The organism is Novipirellula galeiformis (assembly GCF_007860095.1).
In the GTDB taxonomy this organism is placed as follows: domain Bacteria; phylum Planctomycetota; class Planctomycetia; order Pirellulales; family Pirellulaceae; genus Novipirellula; species Novipirellula galeiformis.
Window position 1 is genome coordinate 1 of the sequence record NZ_SJPT01000025.1, and the last position, 3,697, is coordinate 3,697.

Here is a 3,697-nt window from a genome sequence, read left to right on the forward strand (position 1 = left end):
ATCACTTCCTCGAAGCTCATCAACGAAGACGCCAATCAGGAACCCTCGCGATGTAACCCAACAGAATTCCAAAACAAATGACAACCACCACTTGTCAAACCTAGGACTTCATAGTCGGCACGCGTCAGCGGGTACGCGCGAAAGATTCTCCATTATCAATACGCCCGGCTCGCGAACTTCGGTGCACGCGTTTGTCACCCTCCGTCGTCGATCGAGCAGAGCATATCACGCTGGGATCGATTGAGCTGTGCAGCAAGCCGTCTTTTTAAGTACGTATTTTACAGCATCGTCGACCGATGTCCAAAGCCCGACGTGAAGTAGGTATGCAATGGCAAACGTCGCTGTTCGGCCATGACCTTGAGCACAATGTATGTAGACGTTGCCGTCAAGTTTCGCGACCTGAGCAGCACGCTGCGTCAATACATCGGGCGCCATGTAGTGCCCGTCCAGCGTTGGAAACGAGATATAGCCTGGTGACCGAAGACCGACAGGTTCGTTGAATTCACATGTCAGGTCGACAATGTGGTCGAAGTGCGATGGGCGTTCGTCCGACAGCAGGCGGCGGCCAATAAATACGTTCTCCGTTTGTTGATTGTATGCGGATTCACGGAAGAAGTAGCGAACCAAGTGCCAGACGAGCGCTAGATACGCAAGGAATGGAGCGAGCAAAACCGAGTGTCCCGGTGAAAGAGTCCCGTTCGGACGTTTGCCGAAGACGACTGTTCCGGCACCAAAGTACGCAATTGAAACCAGAGCAAACGACAAGGCTGGCCAGAGAAGAATGTAGAACCAACTGCCATTGTGAAACGTGTAGATTGCCATCAATGCGGCGAGAATCGCAAACGAGGTTCCATACTTCATGCAGTTCAGGCTTCAATTGGGTGACGCTGGCCATCACCGGGCACGCAGTGATGGCATTCCATTTGTAAAGACGCGCAAACCGTACTCCGTGTGGATGGCTTGGTTCAAGTAAGCTGCTATCGCGGCGGGCGTACTTTCTCATGGCCGAGGATTTGCATTCGCATCGAGTCGACGAGCGAATTGTTCTAGGCATTATAGCGGGCTCTGTAGCACCGCATGGACACCCAAGTCTGGCTCAACCTTCGCCCAACGCGAAGTCAAAGCCTTACTGGTTTCCGCCGTCTGCGAGTGATGATGGTGCAGAAACGCCAACCCACATGCGACCAACATTGCCCGTCGTAGGGCCATCTTTGGATACTTGCAATTGAACTGGATTAAGAAAAGTCTTGTTGGTTATGAAGGATGAGTACTCTCCGAACCCGTTGCCTTTGAGTATGACGTCTGATGACCATGTTCGCCCATCGCTTGGGTCCGTCCATTCATAACAAACCTTGAACGAATCCGCCGCCGCGGAGTACCGGACGTCTGCCACCGACGTGGACCAGGGATGTGATGCGAGACACTGCTCAACACTTGCGGCAACAGCATCAACTGAGATCGGCGACGCGTTTACTCCAGATTGTGATCGAGATGCCCGGAGGCTCGCAAGCTCCAGTCGTGTGACCACGATGACGCATGCCATTGCAACCAAGGCAGTGACAAACAAAAGTGTTGATACGCGAAACTGTTTTCGTTTTAGCATCTGTATACGTTCTAAGTTCAGTCGGGTAGCGGGAGCGATCAGCCGTTCCGAGCAGTTGAGCAACCGCTGCCCAAGATCAACTCGAGGACTCGGTTGCATCACGTGGCTCTGGCTTTTGCCTTGTGTACAGACTCGGCCAACCGGGAGCAGATTTACCGATCCGTAATCTTACCAACAGATCATCGACCGCGGAACCTTTCGCGACATTGGACGCCGCCGTTACGACTCGGGCGGAGAGACGATGGTCCAATGGTCCATCGACGTTCGAGATCCCGACGTGCGAATGAAATCGGTCGTTGGTCAGTCTGTGACGACATTTACAGTAGGTTTGACACGCTACTTAGGCTTCAGGTGGAAGTGGTTTGGCGAATAGTCTGACGCGATGTGCGAGTGATCACGACAGGACTGAATTCCAAGTCGGCGAACGTTAAAAATCACGGGGTACGGGCGAAAGGCGTGAAAGCAAACGAGAAAACAGACCACCCGTACTCCCGTGCATTTTATGGTTCCCCGCCCTCTGGATTGCGGCTTCGAATCGCATTGAGTTGTCGCAGACGTTCTGGAGCACCAAGGTGGTCAAAGTACCATATCATCATTGCAGCAGACACCGTCAGCCCAAGCCATATCACGATGCCGAAAAAAGGAAACGGATTCAGCCCAGCAAGACGCAGTGTTGAGGATACCCCAAACGCAATGAGGGGCGGGAAGAAAATCGGAAAGTCCAACGTTGGCACCCCACCACCACTATAGATGTCATGCGATGCATCCCAAACGACCTTCGCCTTGAAGACAAACGCTACCACAAATAGGAGCGTGAACGTTAGTGCGACCCAGATCATGTGGAACTCAGTGAGGCCATGACGATGTCGTCGACGTCAGTCGGGGAACGTCGAAAATCACGGGGCACGGGCAGTTGACTTGCAAGCCGACCCAAAACCGCACCACCCGTGCTCACGTGCATTTTTTGGTTACCGAACACCGCGTGCTCCACCGCCCACGGTTCGCCAGTTGCGTTGACAGTATTGTAGCCACCCCTGAGCCGACCGAGCAACAAACCGTTCGTCGGCGAGCGGAAATACGTCGGTGGCCAAACGGCGTGCCGCCTCGACACCGCAGATCGAAACAGTGCCACAGCGATAACACAATCAGGTGATCGACCAATCCAGACCGGACCAATGTCGGTCGTCACTGGTCAACCACACCGAACTAAGCATCCCATCATCGACCATTGGTTTGAGCGAAGCGGCACGTCGTGGCGGGTGGACGGTGTCCGACATCATGATCGTAGCCGCGTTGCCAACCGCAAGCCGAGGTGCCGACGTTAGAGTTTTGAAGCGGGGTCGAAACCGCACGAGCTCAAGTCCGGTAACGGTTGCCATCACCGGGCACGGAGAGTGATGTATCCATTTGTGAAAACTCGCAAGCCGTGCTCCGTGTGCATGGCTTGGTTCAAGTAAGCCGCTATCGCGGCGGGGTGGTTGGGTTTTTCGATCGTCAGTTTAGCCGATCCTCAGGGCGCTGGCATGTTTTCTTGTTGTTTTTTACTCTCTCAACAAGGATCTACCATGGTTAACTACGATCACCTTCCCGCTGCATCTCGTTACTTCGACGGCAAGCTCTATCAGAACATGAACGACGACCTGCAGCTCGCAGGCATGAGCAAACGCACCGTGCACGGCTACCTGCGAGCCGTGCGACAACTGGCCGACTACTGCGAAAAACGCCCCAACCGGATCACCGAAGCCGAACTGCGACGATACTTCCTGTACCTCAAAAACGAAAAACAATTCGCGTACGGGTCGATCCGTGTAGCATTCTCTGGCATCAAGTTCTTCTACTCGCGAACCTGCAAGCGGAACTGGCAGACGCTCGCCACAATGAAGCTGCAGCGGTCCAAAACGATGCCGGAGGTGCTTACCATCGAACAGGTGCACCGCATCGTCAACGCTTGCCGAGTCGAGCGGATCGCAGCCTTCTTTTGGACGACCTACTCGATGGGCTTGCGGCTCGAGGAAGCTCGCAACCTGCAAGTCGGTGACATTGATTCCCAGCGGATGATGGTTCACATTCATCGAGGCAAAGGCGCCAAAGATC

Annotated in this window: 4 protein-coding genes; 1 reads left to right on the forward strand and 3 read right to left on the reverse strand. The window is 54.1% G+C overall.

What is annotated here, in order from left to right:
• Window positions 1-225: 225 nt before the first annotated feature.
• The 3 genes from Pla52o_RS26495 to Pla52o_RS27765 form a co-directional block, all read right to left on the reverse strand.
• The gene (locus Pla52o_RS26495; RefSeq protein ID WP_146597654.1) at window positions 226-861 is read right to left on the reverse strand and encodes a dual specificity protein phosphatase family protein; all 636 of its coding nucleotides are present in this window, start codon (window positions 859-861) and stop codon (window positions 226-228) included.
• 1,242 nt (window positions 862-2,103) lie between these two features.
• On the reverse strand, window positions 2,104-2,442 hold the full coding sequence (locus Pla52o_RS26500) for a hypothetical protein (protein WP_146597655.1): 339 nt from the start codon (window positions 2,440-2,442) through the stop codon (window positions 2,104-2,106).
• 306 nt (window positions 2,443-2,748) lie between these two features.
• Window positions 2,749-2,883, reverse strand: a complete 135-nt coding sequence (locus tag Pla52o_RS27765) for a hypothetical protein (RefSeq protein WP_261343392.1) — start codon at window positions 2,881-2,883, stop codon at window positions 2,749-2,751.
• A 285-nt stretch (window positions 2,884-3,168) separates the two neighbouring features.
• Between Pla52o_RS27765 and Pla52o_RS26505 the strand changes: the two genes are divergently transcribed.
• Window positions 3,169-3,697, forward strand: a 529-nt coding sequence (locus tag Pla52o_RS26505; protein WP_146597656.1) for a tyrosine-type recombinase/integrase, incomplete at its 3' end; no start/stop codon positions are given.

Excerpts from the sequence above, each read along its gene's own strand:
- Pla52o_RS26500 (WP_146597655.1), bottom strand. The coding sequence starts at position 2,442 with ATGATCTGGGTCGCACTAACGTTCACGCTCCTATTTGTGGTAGCGTTT.
- Pla52o_RS27765 (WP_261343392.1), bottom strand. The coding sequence starts at position 2,883 with ATGATGTCGGACACCGTCCACCCGCCACGACGTGCCGCTTCGCTCAAA.
- Pla52o_RS26495 (WP_146597654.1), bottom strand. The coding sequence starts at position 861 with ATGAAGTATGGAACCTCGTTTGCGATTCTCGCCGCATTGATGGCAATC.